At 54.5% G+C, this 14937-nt stretch carries 15 protein-coding genes; 10 read left to right on the top strand and 5 right to left on the bottom strand.

From position 1 onward, the window contains the following. The first annotated feature begins 43 nt into the window (after window positions 1-43). The 4 genes from uvrD to P9J57_RS19930 all read left to right on the top strand — a co-directional run bounded on the left by uvrD (window position 44) and on the right by P9J57_RS19930 (window position 4601). The gene (gene uvrD, locus P9J57_RS19945) at window positions 44-2206 is read left to right on the top strand and encodes a DNA helicase II (protein ID WP_014606986.1); all 2163 of its coding nucleotides are present in this window, start codon (window positions 44-46) and stop codon (window positions 2204-2206) included. 67 nt (window positions 2207-2273) lie between these two features. Next, window positions 2274-2330 carry a YsgD/CorL family protein gene (gene ysgD, locus P9J57_RS19940; protein ID WP_349887138.1) on the top strand — a complete coding sequence of 19 codons (57 nt, stop codon included), beginning with the start codon at window positions 2274-2276 and terminating at the stop codon, window positions 2328-2330. 167 nt (window positions 2331-2497) lie between these two features. Next, window positions 2498-3451: a magnesium/cobalt transporter CorA gene (corA, locus tag P9J57_RS19935; protein WP_014606985.1), complete on the top strand. Its 954-nt coding sequence runs from the start codon at window positions 2498-2500 to the stop codon at window positions 3449-3451. A 97-nt stretch (window positions 3452-3548) separates the two neighbouring features. Then, complete coding sequence (locus P9J57_RS19930) at window positions 3549-4601, top strand: AbrB family transcriptional regulator (RefSeq protein ID WP_024471029.1); 1053 nt, start codon at window positions 3549-3551, stop codon at window positions 4599-4601. On the opposite strand, the gene rarD is transcribed toward P9J57_RS19930, so the two are convergent. Further along, on the bottom strand, window positions 4572-5471 hold the full coding sequence (gene rarD / locus P9J57_RS19925) for an EamA family transporter RarD (RefSeq protein WP_014595016.1): 900 nt from the start codon (window positions 5469-5471) through the stop codon (window positions 4572-4574). The two genes, P9J57_RS19930 and rarD, sit on opposite strands and share 30 nt — an antisense overlap. Before the next feature lie 120 nt (window positions 5472-5591). After that, on the bottom strand, window positions 5592-5969 hold the full coding sequence (locus P9J57_RS19920; protein ID WP_013024078.1) for a winged helix-turn-helix transcriptional regulator: 378 nt from the start codon (window positions 5967-5969) through the stop codon (window positions 5592-5594). Between the two features lie 234 nt (window positions 5970-6203). Between P9J57_RS19920 and P9J57_RS19915 the strand changes: the two genes are divergently transcribed. After that, window positions 6204-6677, top strand: a complete 474-nt coding sequence (locus P9J57_RS19915) for a nuclear transport factor 2 family protein (protein WP_105082623.1) — start codon at window positions 6204-6206, stop codon at window positions 6675-6677. 57 nt (window positions 6678-6734) lie between these two features. Here P9J57_RS19915 and P9J57_RS19910 read toward each other — a convergent pair whose 3' ends face one another. Further along, window positions 6735-7205 (bottom strand): thioesterase family protein, encoded by a 471-nt coding sequence (locus P9J57_RS19910; protein ID WP_014595018.1) that lies wholly within the window; start codon window positions 7203-7205, stop codon window positions 6735-6737. 190 nt (window positions 7206-7395) lie between these two features. Between P9J57_RS19910 and pldA the strand changes: the two genes are divergently transcribed. From pldA to rhtC, 3 genes are read left to right on the top strand one after another with little or no spacing between them, the layout of a single operon-like run. After that, window positions 7396-8271, top strand: a complete 876-nt coding sequence (pldA, locus tag P9J57_RS19905; RefSeq protein ID WP_014606982.1) for a phospholipase A — start codon at window positions 7396-7398, stop codon at window positions 8269-8271. Window positions 8272-8294: 23 nt separating this feature from the next. Further along, window positions 8295-10121, top strand: a complete 1827-nt coding sequence (recQ, locus tag P9J57_RS19900) for an ATP-dependent DNA helicase RecQ (RefSeq protein ID WP_013024082.1) — start codon at window positions 8295-8297, stop codon at window positions 10119-10121. 12 nt (window positions 10122-10133) lie between these two features. Next, a complete protein-coding gene (rhtC, locus tag P9J57_RS19895) occupies window positions 10134-10757 on the top strand; it encodes a threonine export protein RhtC (RefSeq protein ID WP_013024083.1) in 624 nt (207 codons plus the stop codon). A 76-nt stretch (window positions 10758-10833) separates the two neighbouring features. On the opposite strand, the gene rhtB is transcribed toward rhtC, so the two are convergent. Further along, window positions 10834-11457, bottom strand: a complete 624-nt coding sequence (rhtB, locus tag P9J57_RS19890; protein WP_013024084.1) for a homoserine/homoserine lactone efflux protein — start codon at window positions 11455-11457, stop codon at window positions 10834-10836. A gap of 114 nt (window positions 11458-11571) precedes the next feature. Here rhtB and pldB point away from each other — a divergent pair, with 114 nt between their 5' ends. Continuing rightward, window positions 11572-12564, top strand: a complete 993-nt coding sequence (gene pldB, locus P9J57_RS19885; protein WP_014595021.1) for a lysophospholipase L2 — start codon at window positions 11572-11574, stop codon at window positions 12562-12564. 54 nt (window positions 12565-12618) lie between these two features. Beyond that, a complete protein-coding gene (gene yigL / locus P9J57_RS19880; protein WP_013024086.1) occupies window positions 12619-13419 on the top strand; it encodes a sugar/pyridoxal phosphate phosphatase YigL in 801 nt (266 codons plus the stop codon). Window positions 13420-13459: 40 nt separating this feature from the next. On the opposite strand, the gene glpT is transcribed toward yigL, so the two are convergent. Continuing rightward, window positions 13460-14800, bottom strand: coding sequence for a glycerol-3-phosphate transporter (glpT, locus tag P9J57_RS19875; RefSeq protein ID WP_013024087.1), 1341 nt, complete (start codon window positions 14798-14800; stop codon window positions 13460-13462). Window positions 14801-14937 lie beyond the last annotated feature (137 nt).

Raw genomic sequence — 14937 nt, 5'->3', positions numbered from 1 at the left:
TTATCCAGTCTTATGCTTCGCATTTTCTGACTTATTGGTGCTTATGGACGTTTCTGAACTGCTCGACGGTTTGAATGACAAACAGCGCGAGGCCGTTGCGGCGCCGCGCAGTAACCTGCTGGTGCTGGCGGGCGCGGGCAGCGGAAAAACACGCGTTCTGGTGCACCGCATCGCCTGGCTGCTGTCGGTAGAAAACTGCTCCCCATACTCCATTATGGCCGTGACCTTTACCAACAAGGCGGCCGCAGAGATGCGCCACCGTATTGAGCAGCTCATTGGTACCAGCCAGGGGGGAATGTGGATAGGCACGTTCCACGGTCTGGCACACCGCCTGCTGCGCGCGCATCATCTTGACGCAGGCCTGCCGCAGGATTTCCAGATCCTCGACAGTGAAGACCAGCTGCGCCTGCTCAAGCGCCTGATTAAGGCGATGAACCTGGATGAGAAGCAGTGGCCAGCGCGCCAGGGCATGTGGTACATCAACGGCAAGAAAGATGAAGGTTTGCGGCCCAAGCATATTGAAAGCTACGGCAATCCGGTCGAACAAACCTGGCTGCGGATATACCAGGCCTACCAGGAAGCCTGCGATCGCGCCGGGCTGGTCGACTTTGCTGAACTGTTGCTGCGTGCTCACGAGCTGTGGTTAAACAAACCCCATATCCTGAATCATTACCGTGAGCGCTTCAGTAACATTCTGGTGGATGAGTTTCAGGATACCAACAATATTCAGTACGCCTGGATTCGCATGCTGGCGGGCGACAGCGGCAAAGTGATTATCGTGGGTGACGACGATCAGTCAATTTACGGCTGGCGCGGTGCGCAGGTCGAAAACATTCAGCGCTTTTTAAAGGATTTTCCCGGCGCGGATACCATTCGCCTGGAGCAAAACTACCGCTCGACCAACAACATTTTGAAGTCAGCGAATGCCCTGATCGCCAATAACAACGGCCGACTGGGGAAAGAACTGTGGACTGACGGCAGCGATGGTGAGCCCATTTCGGTTTACTGCGCCTTTAACGAGCTGGATGAATCCCGCTTTGTGGTCAACCGTATCAAGGCCTGGATGGAAAACGGCAATGCGCTGGCGGATTGCGCCATCCTGTATCGCAGCAATGCCCAATCGCGTGTGCTGGAAGAAGCCCTGCTACAGGCCAGCATGCCGTACCGTATCTATGGCGGTATGCGCTTTTTCGAACGTCAGGAAATCAAGGACGCGCTGGCTTATCTGCGACTGATGGCCAACCGCAACGATGACGCCGCCTTTGAGCGCGTGGTGAATACGCCAACGCGCGGTGTGGGCGACCGTACGCTGGATGTGGTGCGTCAGACGGCTCGGGAAAAGCAGATGACCTTATGGCAGGCAACGCGCGAGCTGCTTCAGTCGCGCGCCCTGGCCGGTCGTGCGGCCTCTGCGCTGCAACGCTTCTGTGAGTTAGTGGATTCGCTGGCAAGCGAAACCGTGGATATGCCGCTGCACGTGCAGACCGACAGAGTCATCAAGGATTCTGGCCTGTGGATCATGTACGAGCAGGAAAAGGGTGAAAAGGGCCAGGCCCGTATCGAAAACCTGGAAGAACTGGTGACGGCAACGCGCCAGTTCAGCTACCAGGATGAAGACGAAGATTTGATGCCGCTGCAGGCATTCCTTTCTCATGCGGCTCTCGAAGCCGGGGAAGGCCAGGCGGACAAATGGCAGGATGCGGTGCAGCTGATGACGTTGCACTCCGCGAAAGGCCTGGAGTTTAGCCAGGTGTTTATTGTCGGGATGGAAGAGGGCATGTTCCCGAGCCAGATGGCGCTGGATGAAGGCGGGCGACTGGAAGAAGAGCGTCGCCTGGCTTACGTCGGCGTCACGCGTGCCATGATGAAGCTGACGCTGACCTATGCGGAAACCCGTCGTCTTTACGGTAAAGAAGTCTACCATCGACCTTCACGTTTTATTGGCGAACTGCCTGAAGCCTGTATTGAAGAAGTCCGTTTACGCGCCAGTGTGACGCGACCGGTCAGTCATCAGCGCATGGGCACACCGATCAGCAAAAACGACACGGGATTCGCCCTGGGGCAACGCGTTCGCCACGCCAAATTTGGTGAAGGCACTATTGTGAATCTCGAAGGCAGCGGAGAACACAGCCGCTTGCAGGTGGCGTTTCAGGGCCAGGGGATCAAGTGGCTGGTGGCCGCCTACGCTAAACTGGAAACCGTCTAGGCGCTGGTTGACGACTTTTTCGTCTCAGCGTAACATGCGCGCACTATTATCATGAGAGGACAATGCCTTGGACACGCCCAGTCGATGCTGGCTCATTAACCTGGTTTTCAGGAATAACATCTAAGGCTATCTCATTACGCTGGTAGCCTTAGCGGTTATCAGCGACCTCCCTTTTTAATCCGTCGCACGAGTCAGCACTGATTTATCCTTTATCCGTGTTCAGGTTCGCGGGTCTGCATTCAGACCGGCCGACAGCGTTGTCCCATAAAGTCTGCAATGGGGAGTCTTGCTATGCTGAGCGCATTTAAACTTGATAACAGTCGCCTGACGCGTCTGGAACTGGAAGATGAAAGCGATAAACTGACCACGTCAGTGTGGGTTGACCTGGTCGAGCCTGAAGAAGGCGAGCGCGACCGCGTGCAATCTGAACTGGGCCAGAGCCTGGCAACGCGCCCTGAACTGGAAGATATCGAAGCCTCGGCGCGTTTCTTCGAAGATGAAGACGGCCTGCACATTCACTCCTTCTTCTTTTTTGAAGATGCCGAAGATCACGCCGGTAACTCCACCGTTGCGTTTACCATCCGCGAAGGGCGTTTATATACGCTGCGCGAGCGCGAGCTTCCCGCTTTTCGTCTTTATCGAATGCGTGCCCGTAACCAGACATTGATCGATGGCAATGCCTATGAGCTGCTGCTTGATCTGTTCGAGACGAAAATCGAACAACTGGCAGATGAAATTGAGAACATTTACAGCGCACTGGAAAAGCTCAGCCGCGTCATCATGGAAGGCCAGCAGGGTGAGGAATACGACCAGGCACTCTCGCGTTTAGCCGAGCTGGAAGATATCGGCTGGAAGGTGCGCTTGTGTCTGATGGATACGCAGCGTGCGCTTAATTTTCTGGTCCGAAAAGCCCGTTTGCCGGGTAATCAGCTGGAGCAGGCGCGCGAGATCCTGCGCGATATCGAATCTCTGCTGCCCCACAATGAGTCGCTGTTTCAAAAGGTCAACTTCCTGATGCAGGCGGCGATGGGCTTTATCAACATAGAGCAGAACCGCATCATCAAGATCTTCTCGGTGGTATCCGTGGTTTTCCTGCCACCGACGCTGGTGGCATCCAGCTACGGCATGAACTTTGAGTTTATGCCTGAACTGAAGTGGAGCTTTGGCTATCCTGGCGCCATTTGCCTGATGATGCTTGCAGGCCTGGCACCTTATCTCTATTTCAAGCGTAAAAACTGGCTTTAATCATCAGCACGGGCTGTTAATACGGCCCATTTTGCTGGCCTGCCGCCTTAATTCTGCTACTCTAGCCGCTCAATTTTCATAATTGATTAATCATTCTATGGACGCTCTTTCGTTGCGCTGGCAATGGCTGCTGCTGTTAGTGTCATCTGTATTACTTGGCGCAATCTTCCAGTATTTTCACGTGCCGGCCGCCCTGTTGCTGGGACCCATGATCGTTGGCGTGGTCATGGGCCTGTCCGGTGCCACACTGCGTATTAACAAGCGGTTATTTCTGCTGTCGCAGGCGGTGCTGGGCTGCATGATTGCGCAAAGCCTGTCACCTTCTATCCTGACGCCGCTGCTGCAGGACTGGCCAGTCGTGTTAGCGGTCCTGCTGCTGACGCTGGCCGCCAGCGGGCTGTCGGGTTTTCTGCTGGTGCGTTTCAGCCAGCTTCCGGGCCCGACGGGCGCATGGGGATCTTCCCCTGGTGGTGCCTCTGCGATGGTCGCGATGGCGGGCGAATTTGGCGCGGACGTCCGGCTGGTTGCGTTCATGCAGTATCTGCGGGTGCTGTTTGTGGCGGGCGCGGCGGCCATGGTGGCGCGGATCGGGCTGGGCGATGGCGGTCATGCCGGCTCGCTGGTGTGGTTTCCGGCGCTTAACAGCGGTTTCCTGGTGACAATGTGCCTGGTGGTTTGCAGCGCATGGCTTGGCCCATGGCTGCGTATCCCATCTGGCGCGTTACTGATACCTGCGCTGATTGGTGCAACCCTGCATTCAACCGGTACGGCGGTGCTTCAGATGCCAGAATGGCTGCTTGCCCTGGCGTACGCCATGATTGGCTGGAGCGTGGGGTTACGTTTCACCCGGCCGATCTTCAGGCTGGCGTTAAGCACGCTGCCGCAGATGCTGCTGTCCATTTTTGGCCTGATGCTGCTGTGCGGTGGGCTGGCATGGATGTTAACCCGCGTGTTGCATATTGACCTGATGACGGCGTATCTCGCCACCAGCCCAGGCGGGCTGGACACGGTGGCGATTATCGCTGCCGGAAGCCGGGTAGATATGGCTTTTGTGATGGCGATGCAGACCCTGCGATTATTCACCATCTTACTGACCGGGCCGGCAATGGCGCGCTTTCTTTCACGCTTTGCGCATTCGGCTCCGCGCTGAAAACGCCACGGCATCCAGAATAAAGACCAACAGAGCCAGCCAGATAAAGCCAAAGGTTACCATTTTATCAGGCGTAACGGTTTCACCATAAAACAGCACCGCCAGCAAGAACATCAGCGTAGGGCCCAGATACTGAAAGAAGCCCACCGTTGACAGGCGCAGTCGGGTACAAGCCGCGGCGAAGAACATCAGCGGAATCGTGGTAACAATGCCTGCGGCGATCAGTAACAGGTTCAGGCTCATGGGGTTCGCGCTAAGGTGGCTGGTGCTGCTGTCAGCAAAGCCAAACAGATAGAGCGCGGCCAGCGGAAACAGCCACAGCGTCTCTATCAGCATGCCGCTCTGGGCATCGACCTGAATTTTCTTCCTCATCAGGCCATAAAACGCGAAGCTGAACGCCAGCCCTAAGGCAATCACCGGCACTGAGCCAAATTTCCACAGTTGCAGAAGCACGCCGCCAGCCGCCAGGGCGACCGCCAGCCACTGCAGGCGACGGAAACGTTCACGCAGGAAAATCATGCCAAACACAACGTTAATCAACGGGTTGATAAAATAGCCCAGGCTGGCTTCAAGCATATGCTGATTGTTCACCGCCCAGATAAACAGCAACCAGTTTCCCCCTACCGTTACCGCCGTAAGGGCCAGTAGCAGCACTTTTTTTGGCTGGCGCAGCACGCTTCTGACCTGTCCCCAACTGCGACTCAGGGTAATCAGTAACAACATGAACAGTGCTGACCAGATCACCCTGTGGGTCATGATTTCAGTCGCCGGTACGGCCTTCACTAATTTGAAGTAGGCGGGCGCAATGCCCCAAATAAAGTAAGCGCCAAGCGCAAAGCCGATGCCCTGACGGGTTTGCTGGGTATCCATAATTCATCCTGAAATTTCGTACTGTACCGGAGGTCACTGAAATACAGCGGCGTGACAGAGGGCCGCAATGGTAACGCAGTCCTCGTTATCTCTGTAGCCCGATCTGGCGATAATGCTGGGTCAGTCTTTCTCCTGCTCCAGCGCGCGCTGGCGAGAAAGGCAGATGGCCTGATGATTGTTATCTGCCCATGCAATTAATTGCTGCATGGGTTCGAGAAATGAACGGCCTAAATCCGTCAGGCTGTACTCAACGCGCGGCGGCACTTCCGGATAAAGTGTGCGCAGGATATAGCCATCCATTTCCAGCCGTTTCAGACTGCGTGACAGCACCTGACGGGCAACATCGCCAATATGACGGTGAAGTTCATTGAAACGTAAGGTCTGTTCGGCCAGCGCTTCGAGAATCAATAAACTCCATTTGTCGCCTATCCGGTCAAGCACATCCCGGATGGGGCAAGGTTGTTGATACGTAAAGGTTGCGGGTGAAGATTTGGGCATCGGGTCGGTTCCTGTGCATCGCTAAGCGTCACTTTCAGGTGATTAAGTCACTCTGGTGTGACTTCTTGTTATCCATTTTGCGCGAATGTAACATCCGTCACGACGTCAGTCTATTTTTGTGACCAGGTGTCTGAGCGAAACCCTGTATCGCATTCGACAGACGTCAGGCAATCCCTGTGTACTCAAAATCTGGTGCCTCGCGACCAGCGCTATGACGAACGATCAAGGAGAATAATGATGATAGCTTTTCTGAAAACCCTGTTGCTGGCGGCAGGTATCCTGACCGCGGGTGCAGTTTACGCGGCACAACCTGGCGAAGGCCGGGATATCAAGGTGGAAGAGGCCAATCGTGCACTGGTGATCCATTTCTATGATCAATTTTTTAATCACCACAAGGTCGCTGAAGCGGCCCGGGTTATCGCGGATAATTACCGTCAGCACAATCCCGGCGTGCCAAACGGCAAGGCACCGCTTGTTAACTTTTTTACCGACTATTTCAGGAAAAACCCGCAGTCAAAAGCACGCATCGTCCGAAGTGCGACCGATGGCGATTTGGTCTGGCTGCATGTTCACTCCACCAACGGTGAACACGATCGTGGCCAGGCCGTTACGGATATTTTTCGCGTGAAAAACGGCAAAATTGTCGAGCACTGGGATGTGATTCAGGCTGTACCGGCGACGTCGGCGAACACCAATACTATGTTTTGATTCAGGCAGGATAACGCGTGGCAGTACTCAAACGCTGCCACGCGTTCAGTTCTGTGATCAACCTGTCAGATAGGTGGCTGTGGCGGTCGCGATGTAAACGCCCTGATCATTGTGTAACTCCACCCGCGCCACAGAGACTTTATTGCCGGCACGCAGTAAACGACTGGTGGCGATAAAACGCTCGCCGCGACCGGGACGCAGATAGTCTACCCGCATATCAATCGTTCCCATGCGAGACAGTCGCTGGCGGAGCATTTCCTCACTGATTGTTTCCTCACGCGTCAAGGCATGACTGACGCACACCATGCCTGCCGCCACGTCCAGTACGGCGGCGGTGACCCCACCGTGGAGAATCTGTTGAGCGGCATTGCCGACCAGCATGGTTTTGTTCACAAAACTGATTTCAGCGTAGTCGGCGTCAAGGTGATCCAGTTCCAGACCAAGTGCCTGGTTAAACGGCATATGATAAATAAAAATTTCACCGACCAGGCGGCGAGCGTCCTGCTGAGTCAATAGCACGGATGACATGGTGTTTAGTCCTGAACAGCTGACAAATGAACTGTAGATGTTAATGAGTTGTTTATTCTATGCTTCGCTCGACAGGGTTTCCAGTTTAGGAAATCAGCGCTGATGTTCGCTCACATTTGTGTGTAGAATGTCCTGCTTTTTACAACACCCATTCGCTTTTATGAATACGCAGTTTCCACTGGAGAATCCTATGCGTAAGCATCGCGCCTTGCTGGCGGCAATGTTACTTCCTGCTTTGGCGCAGGCGGACGAAGCCACGATCAAACACGTTCACGATGCACCCCAGGTTCGTGGCAGCATTATTGCCAACCTGCTGGAGCAGCATGACAACCCGTTTGTGCTTTATCCTTACGAAAATAACTATCTGCTTTACACGTACACCAGCGACATTAATAAAGAGGCGATTTCCTCTTATAACTGGGCGCAGAATGCCCGTAAAGACGAAGTGAAATTCCAGCTTAGTCTGGCATTTCCACTGTGGCGCGGCATCCTGGGTGACAACTCCGTGTTAGCCGCGTCCTATACTCAGCGCTCATGGTGGCAGCTATCTAATAAAAAAGAGTCGTCGCCCTTCCGCGAGACAAACTATGAGCCGCAGATTTTCCTGGGCTGGGCGACCGATTATTCGTTTGCCGGCTGGACGCTACGTGATGTTGAAGTGGGCGTGAATCATCAGTCCAATGGCCGTAGCGATCCCACGTCACGCAGCTGGAACCGTGTTTATACCCGCCTGATGGCGCAAAACGGTAATTTCCTCGCAGAGATCAAACCCTGGTTCCGTATTTCTGAGAGCGCCAGCACGGACGATAACCCGGATATTACAAAATACATGGGCTACTATCGGGCGAAAGTGGGCTATGCGATGGGTGACAGCATTTTCAGCGTGGAAGGCAACTATAACTGGAATAGCGGTTACGGCGGCGCTACGCTGGGCTGGAGTTATCCCATCACCCAGCACGTGCGTTTTTACACCCAGCTGTTTAGCGGCTATGGTGAATCTCTCATTGACTATAACCACCGTCAGACTCGTTTAGGCGTAGGTGTGACCCTTAACGATTTGTTCTAACCAACCATTAAGTCAGGAATACAGTGGCAACCTCGGCAGTTCTTAATCAGGAAGCGTTGGCGCAGCAGGTATTGCAGGATACCTTCGGCTACCAGCAGTTTCGTCCCGGTCAGCAGACAATCATAAATGAAGCGCTGAGCGGGCGGGATTGCCTGGTGGTGATGCCGACCGGCGGCGGTAAATCACTCTGCTATCAGATTCCGGCGCTGGTGCGCGAGGGGCTGACACTGGTGGTGTCGCCACTCATCTCCCTGATGAAAGATCAGGTGGATCAGCTCCTGGCAAACGGCGTGGCCGCGGCCTGTCTGAACTCGACCATGACGCGCGAGCAGCAGCAGGTTGTCATGGCCGATTGCCGCAACGGGCGCGTTAAGCTGCTCTATATCGCGCCAGAACGTCTGATGATGGACAACTTTCTTGACAGTCTGGCGCACTGGCAGCCCTGTATGCTGGCCGTTGATGAGGCGCACTGTATTTCCCAATGGGGGCATGATTTCCGACCGGAATATGGCGCGCTGGGACAGATGCGCCAGCGCTTTCCCGATCTGCCCGTCATGGCGCTGACAGCGACCGCTGACGAAACGACCCGTCTTGATATCATTAACCTGCTGCATATGCAGGATCCGCTGATTCAAATCAGCAGTTTTGACCGCCCCAATATTCGTTACACTCTGGTGGAAAAATTTAAACCCACTGAGCAGTTGCTACGTTACGTACAGGATCAGCGCGGTAAATGCGGCATTATTTACTGTAACAGCCGGGCAAAAGTTGAGGATACCGCCGCACGTCTGCAAAGCCGGGGGTTAAGCGTTGGGGCATATCATGCCGGAATCGACAGCGCCCAGCGCGCCCGCGTACAGGAAGCGTTTCAGCGCGACGATTTGCAAATCGTGGTGGCGACCGTGGCATTTGGGATGGGCATCAACAAGCCGAACGTGCGTTTTGTGGTGCACTTTGATATTCCACGCAACATTGAATCCTATTATCAGGAAACAGGACGTGCCGGACGTGATGGCCTGCCGGCAGAAGCCATGATGCTCTACGATCCTGCTGATATGGCCTGGCTGCGCAAATGCCTGGAAGAGAAGCAGCCTGGCCCGCTACAGGATATTGAACGTCACAAGCTGAATGCGATGAATGCTTTTGCCGAAGCGCAGACCTGCCGTCGTTTGGTGCTGCTGAACTACTTTGGTGAAGGACGTCAGCAGCCCTGCGGGAACTGCGATATTTGCCTCGATCCGCCAAAGCGCTATGACGGCCTGGTGGAAGCCCAAAAGGCACTCTCCAGTATTTATCGCGTCGGCCAGCGCTTTGGTATGGGCTACATTGTTGAAGTATTGCGCGGTGCCAATAATCATCGCATCCGCGAACAGGGACACGACAAGCTGCCCGTTTATGGGCTGGGTAAAGAAAACAGCCACGAGCATTGGGTCAGCGTCCTGCGTCAGCTGATTCATCTGGGGCTGGTGACGCAAAACATCGCCATGCATTCTGCGCTGCAGCTAACTGAAGCGGCCCGACCGGTATTGCGCGGTGAAGTTCCGCTGATGCTGGCGGTGCCAAGACTGATTACCGCCAGACCGAAAAGCAGCGGGTCGGCCAAAGTGTATGGCGGCAACTACGACCGCAAGCTGTTTGCCAAGCTGCGTAAACTGCGTAAAGCGATAGCCGACGAAGAGAATATTCCGCCCTACGTTGTGTTTAACGATGCAACCTTGCTGGAGATGGCAGAGCAGATGCCGGTGAGCGCCTCAGAAATGCTCAGCGTGAACGGCGTGGGGCACCGCAAACTGGAACGTTTCGGTAAGCCGTTTTTGCTGATGATTAAAGAACATCTCGATGAAGAGTAAAGAGGAGTTACCATGTTGATTTTGTTCGGCACGATTGCCCTGGTCCATCTTGTTGCCCTGATGAGTCCCGGCCCGGATTTCTTTTTTGTCTCGCAAACCGCCGCCAGCCGTTCGCGCAAAGAAGCGATGTTGGGCGTTCTGGGCATTACCCTGGCGGTCATGATCTGGGCCGCGGTAGCGTTGATGGGCCTGCATCTGATTTTGCAAAAGATGGCCTGGCTACACCAAATCATCATGGTCGGTGGCGGACTCTATCTACTATGGATGGGTTGGCAGTTAATTGGCTCAGCCCGTCAGCGCCACAAACAGCCCGTGCAGCAGGAACCTGTCGTCGAACTGCCCAGGAAAGGCATGAGCTTTATTAAAGGTCTGCTGACCAACCTGTCGAATCCCAAAGCGGTTATCTACTTTGGTAGCGTCTTTTCCTTGTTTATCGGTAACGATGTGGGGGGGCTGGAACGCTGGGGGCTGTTCGTCCTGATAAGCGTTGAAACCTTCGCCTGGTTTTCTCTGGTCGCGGCTGTTTTTGCCCTGCCGTGGATGCGGGATAAGTATCAACGTGCTGCGAAGTGGGTAGACGGTGTTGCGGGCGTGCTGTTTGCCGGTTTTGGCATTCATCTGATCCTGTCGCGCTGATAGCCGGTTACCGGACACGTCAGTCGTTACGGCAAGCCGCCGACAGCGTCACTGTCGTGCGGCAGCCTCCGCCGGGTCAGGCGATACGTCTGGCGCTGGCCAGCAGTCCCCCAATCGCGATGAATAAGCCGCCGAAAATGCGGTTCATTAGCTTCATCTGCCTGGGCCCTTTGATCCATCCTGCAATGCGCGTGGCTAATGTGGCATAGCCAATCATGACGATGATATCCACCAGAACGGTTGTGACGCCCAGCACCAGATACTGCAGCATCAGCGGCTGGTGAGGCAGGATAAACTGGGGAAACAGCGCCGCCAGAAACACAATGCTTTTGGGATTCGTCAGGTTCACCATTACTGCCCGCTTGAACAGGCGACGACGCGGCATGGCTTTCGACATAGCGTTGAGGTCAATCGCGCCCGCAGTGCGCCACTGTTGGATGCCCAACCAGACCAGATAGCCTGCGCCGGCCCACTTTAAAATCTCAAACGCCAGCAGCGACTGGGAAAAAAGCGCCCCAAGACCGATCCCCACCAGGGCGATATGCAGGGCAAGACCAACCTGCAGGCCTGAAATAGACGCGACCGCACCACGATAACCGTGGCTGATGCCCGTGCTCATGGTGTTAATGGCACCAGAGCCGGGTGAAAGGCTAAGAATTGTGGTGGTAAGAAGATAAGTCAGCCACCATTCGATGGTCATGGGTTGTACTCCCTGTCACGTCTGAAGTGTGACACAATACGCCAGAATGCTGCGCAGGGCTATGGACATCATGCGGCCGTTCAGACTCTTTTTTTCCGGCAATCAGGAGGGCGGATGAAGCAACACAGAGCAAGCTGGCTGCAACGCGAAAAGGCCTTCGCTGCCTTCGCGACCGGCCCACTGCTTGATTTCTGGCACAGCCGTGAAGAGTGTGAATTTACCGGTGTTGAAAATCTGACCTTACGTTACGTTCGGTTCATTTCACCGCAACACAAGCGCGTGATTGTAATCGTTCCCGGGCGCATTGAGAGCTACGTTAAATATCCCGAGCTGGCCTACGATCTGTTTCACTGTGGGTTCGATGTGATCGTGCTCGATCACCGTGGTCAGGGGCGATCCGATCGGCTGCTGGATGATTCGCATCTTGGACATGTGGTGGAGTTTTCCCACTATGTCGATGACCTTGAAACGCTCTATCTGAAAGAGATTGTGAGCCGTCATTATCAACAACGTTATGCGTTGGCGCATTCAATGGGGGGCGCAATTCTGGCCCTGTTCCTGGCGCGTCAGCCTGGCGCGTTTCACGCTGCGGCTCTGGTTGCGCCGATGTTTGGCATCGCGCTGCCGTTACCCTCTTTTCTGGCGCATAAGATCCTCGACTGGGCAGAGAAACGACCTGCCGTTCGCGATGGCTATGCATTAGGCACGGGGCGCTGGCGGGCTCATCCCTTTGGCATTAACCGTCTGACGCACAGTCATGAACGTTATCGTCGCAGCCTGCGTTTTTATGCGGACGACCCGGCGATTCGTGTTGGCGGTCCCACCTATCACTGGGTACGGGAAGGCATTCATGCCGGACGCAACATATTCAGTCAGGTTGATAAAATAACGACGCCGCTACTGCTGCTACAGGCAAGCGAAGACAGCGTGGTGGATAACCGCTCACAAGATCTGTTTTGCGCCGCCATGGCGGCAGCCGGTCATCCCTGTGAGGGCGATAAGCCCCAGGTTATTAAAGGTGCACGCCACGAGATTCTGTTTGAAAAAGACAGCATGCGCGCCGAAGCATTGAATGGGATCGTCGATTTCTTTTTATCGCATCACTAGTTATCCGTTTACATTACCGGCTACGGCCAACCGACACAGATACCCGAGGTTTTCATGTACCACATTGTTGTGTCCGACCTGGACGGCACACTGCTCTCTCCCGAACACCGCCTCACGCCTGATGCCCGAGAAACGTTGCAGCAGCTGGTGGCAAAAGGCATTCACTTTATTTTCGCCACGGGCCGCCATCACATTGATGTTGGACAAATGCGCGACAAGCTGGGGATTCCGGCGTATATGATTACGTCAAACGGTGCCCGTGTGCATAATCCAGCCGGCGAACTGATTTTTAGCCATAACCTGGATTGGGATATCGCCCAGGACCTGTTCGGCCTGCAGTACCATCATCCGGAAGTGCTGACCCATGTTTATCGTGACGATGAGTGGTTTGTCAGCCGTTGCAGTCCGGCAGAGAAAGATTATTTTCGCGAATCTGATTTTCATTATCAGGTTTATGAACCGGGCATATTGCCCACTGACGGCATCAGCAAAGTCTTTTTCACCTGCGAAGAGCCTGAACACCTTATTCCAATGGAGCTGGCGATTGAAGCGCGTTGGGGAGACAGGGTCAACGTCAGTTTTTCACTGCCCACCTGTCTGGAAGTGATGGCGGGCGGCGTCTCAAAAGGCCACGCGCTCGAATCTGTGGCAAAACAGTTAGGCTTTACGCTGAAAGACTGTATTGCCTTTGGTGATGGTATGAACGACGTCGAAATGCTGAGTATGGCGGGCAAGGGCTGCATTATGGCTAATGCGCACCAGCGCCTGAAAGATACCCTGCCAGAGCTGGAAGTGATTGGCAGCAATGTTGAGGATGCCGTGCCGGCGACGCTCAGAAAGTTGTATTTATCGTAGTGCGCCTGAGCAGAAGGCCGGTTAACCGGCCTTCTGACGGCTAGGCCAGTTTTTGCTTGTGTTTATGCTCGCTGACCATAGTGAGCAGCAACAAGATCACTGCCAGCACACAGCCCACAATCATGACTAAAAATCCGCCATCCCAGCCAAAATAGTCCACCGTGTAACCCACAATGGCGCTGGCTGCAACCGATCCTCCCAGATAACCGAACAGCCCGGTAAAGCCCGCGGCCGTCCCGGCGGCTTTTTTCGGCGCCAGCTCCAGCGCGTGGAGTCCTATCAGCATCACCGGCCCGTAGATCAGGAAGCCAATAATAATCATACAGGCCATGTCCACACCGGGATGACCCGGCGGATTTAACCAGTAAACCACCGTTGCGATGGTCACCAGCGTCATAAAGAACACGCCCGTCGCGCCACGGTTTCCGCGAAACACCTTATCGGACATCCAGCCGCACAGTAGCGTGCCAGGGATCCCCGCATACTCATAGAAGAAGTAAGCCCAGGACGACTTATCCAGCGTGAAGTGTTTCACCTCTTTGAGGTAAGTCGGTGACCAGTCCAGAATGCCGTAACGCAGCAGATAAACAAACACGTTTGCCAGGGCGATATACCAAAGTAATTTATTCGGCAGAACATACTTCATGAAGATTTGTTTCGCCGTGAACTCTTCTTCATGGCTTTCGTTGTAGTCAGCCGGATAATCGTTTTTGTAGGCCTCGATGGGCGGCAGACCGCAGGACTGCGGCGTATCCCGCATCAGGGCAAAGGCCAGGATGGCAATGACAATGGCGCCAAAGGCCGGCATATAAAGGGCCGCCTTCCAGTCGTTAAACCAGGCCATTCCCAGCAGAAACAGCAGGGGAGGAATGCCGCCGCCGACGTTATGCGCACAGTTCCACACCGAGACAATGCCGCCGCGTTCCTTTTGCGACCACCAGTGCACCATAGTGCGTCCGCAGGGTGGCCAGCCCATTCCCTGAAACCAGCCACAAATAAACAACAGCACAAACATCACCATGATGCTGGAGGTTGCCCAGGGAACAAACCCCATGAACAGCATCACGAAAGCGGCCAGGATCAATCCTGCGGGTAAAAAGACCCGTGGATTAGAGCGGTCGGACACCGAGCCCATAATAAACTTGGAAAAGCCGTAAGCGATGGAGATACCGGAAAGCGCAAACCCCAGATCGCCTCGTGAGAAACCCTGTTCAACCAGATAAGGCATGGCCAGGGCAAAATTCTTTCTGACGAGGTAGTAAGCCGCATAGCCAAAGAAAATACCGATAAAGATTTGCCAACGCAGGCGGCGGTAGAGTGGATCGATACGATCCTCTGCCACCTGAGGCTGGTGTGGTGCAGGTTTAAAAATACTTAACATTAGGGTGGCCCTCCGGGCGCATTATGGTTTTGATTCCCCAGCAGGTTGGGTCGAAAGAAAAAAGGGTGCTCGCAATGCACCATTTCGCGCAGAGAATAGACAGAGGCGGACTGGGTTACTGTGATGAATGACAAATT

The organism is Pantoea sp. nfd-35, assembly GCF_056892255.1.
Note: the sequence above shows the minus strand (reverse complement) of the source record. Positions and strands in the feature narration are given on the sequence as shown.

What these genes read in the sequence shown, in the direction of transcription:
- rhtB (WP_013024084.1), bottom strand. Translation starts at nt 11,457, where the DNA reads ATGACCATCGAATGGTGGCTGACTTATCTTCTTACCACCACAATTCTT.
- uvrD (WP_014606986.1), top strand. Translation starts at nt 44, where the DNA reads ATGGACGTTTCTGAACTGCTCGACGGTTTGAATGACAAACAGCGCGAG.
- pldB (WP_014595021.1), top strand. Translation starts at nt 11,572, where the DNA reads ATGAAGCAACACAGAGCAAGCTGGCTGCAACGCGAAAAGGCCTTCGCT.
- P9J57_RS19910 (WP_014595018.1), bottom strand. Translation starts at nt 7,205, where the DNA reads ATGTCATCCGTGCTATTGACTCAGCAGGACGCTCGCCGCCTGGTCGGT.
- P9J57_RS19920 (WP_013024078.1), bottom strand. Translation starts at nt 5,969, where the DNA reads ATGCCCAAATCTTCACCCGCAACCTTTACGTATCAACAACCTTGCCCC.
- corA (WP_014606985.1), top strand. Translation starts at nt 2,498, where the DNA reads ATGCTGAGCGCATTTAAACTTGATAACAGTCGCCTGACGCGTCTGGAA.
- glpT (WP_013024087.1), bottom strand. Translation starts at nt 14,800, where the DNA reads ATGTTAAGTATTTTTAAACCTGCACCACACCAGCCTCAGGTGGCAGAG.
- yigL (WP_013024086.1), top strand. Translation starts at nt 12,619, where the DNA reads ATGTACCACATTGTTGTGTCCGACCTGGACGGCACACTGCTCTCTCCC.
- pldA (WP_014606982.1), top strand. Translation starts at nt 7,396, where the DNA reads ATGCGTAAGCATCGCGCCTTGCTGGCGGCAATGTTACTTCCTGCTTTG.
- P9J57_RS19915 (WP_105082623.1), top strand. Translation starts at nt 6,204, where the DNA reads ATGATGATAGCTTTTCTGAAAACCCTGTTGCTGGCGGCAGGTATCCTG.
- rarD (WP_014595016.1), bottom strand. Translation starts at nt 5,471, where the DNA reads ATGGATACCCAGCAAACCCGTCAGGGCATCGGCTTTGCGCTTGGCGCT.
- rhtC (WP_013024083.1), top strand. Translation starts at nt 10,134, where the DNA reads ATGTTGATTTTGTTCGGCACGATTGCCCTGGTCCATCTTGTTGCCCTG.
- P9J57_RS19930 (WP_024471029.1), top strand. Translation starts at nt 3,549, where the DNA reads ATGGACGCTCTTTCGTTGCGCTGGCAATGGCTGCTGCTGTTAGTGTCA.